Here is a 1,100-nt window from a genome sequence, read left to right as displayed (position 1 = left end):
CGCCTGGCCAAGACCACGCACCCCGACCTGCCCAGTTACAGCCTCGACGCCCTCATCACCCACCTCACCCCCGACCTGAGCGCCGCGCCCGCGGCAGGCCGGCACCGCGCCACCTACGCCACCGCCCAACTCCTCATCTCCATGGCCGCCCGCTACCCCACCTGGGACGAGCTCGTCACCGCAGCCGTCCCGCCCAGCCTGCCCGGCGCCCCGCAACCCGAAGAGGACCCGACCCTGTGGTGACCCCTACCCCTACCTCCGCGCTCGTCCGTATTGGCATCACCGGAACCCACTCCACGGGCAAGACGCTGTTACTGAAGCGGATCGAGATGGAGCTACGCAGCCACGGCGTGCCATAGCCCGCACCGGGCCGCTTGGCCAAGCGCGTCGCCGCCCTCGGGTTCCCGAAGATTCACCACCACACCGCTGCGTCGACCGAGTGGATCACCTGCCAGGGCATTGCTGACACCCTCGCCGCCGAAGCCAAGGGGCGGACGTCGTTTCATCCACCGAGCACCGATTGACGCCCTCGTGTATTACGGTGCCCCCCTCAGCACCCCGACGAGGTGGCCAACCCGTTGAGTCACGAACGGCTACAGCTCCTCGCCTCCTCGCCGCCAACCAGCACCCCACCTTCACCTTGCTCCTGGCAACCGTCCTCGACCCCGACATCCCCGCCTCGGCCAACTACGGCCACCCGTGCGAACCCCGCTGCCGTGCTCAAGCCGATGCCAGCGTGCACACCCTGCTCGCAGAAGACCACCTCGACCACGTGCGTGTCACCAGCGCCTCCGCCAGCGCCGACGCCGCCATCGCGCGAGCAGTCAGCCTGTGCCTGGAGACAACCTCTCTGTGACCGCCGCTCCAGCGACGAACCCGTCGGCCGCCCACAGGCCCTGGGGCCTGCTTGTTGTCTGGACCAATTCAGCTAGTGCATGCCATCCGTGTGCCCCATGTCACGCCAAGCCGCGGCAGTAACAACTGGCGCGCGCTCACATAACTTCATCGATTTTGCGTCGACCCCAGGGGTGAAACGCATATAGTGCGAACATGACAGGCCCCTCATGAGACCCGCCGACGCCGATAACGCTGGAAAGCGC

General features: G+C 67.5%; 1 pseudogene. It reads left to right on the top strand.

Annotated features, from left to right (window positions below):
- Nucleotides 1–243 (top strand): annotated as a pseudogene (locus tag ACWERV_RS36865) (3'-5' exonuclease); the annotation flags it as partial.
- Between the last annotated feature and the right edge of the window lie 857 nt (nucleotides 244–1,100).

It is taken from the genome of Streptomyces sp. NPDC004031, from assembly GCF_053604375.1.
This window is presented reverse-complemented; position numbering and strand designations above follow the sequence as displayed.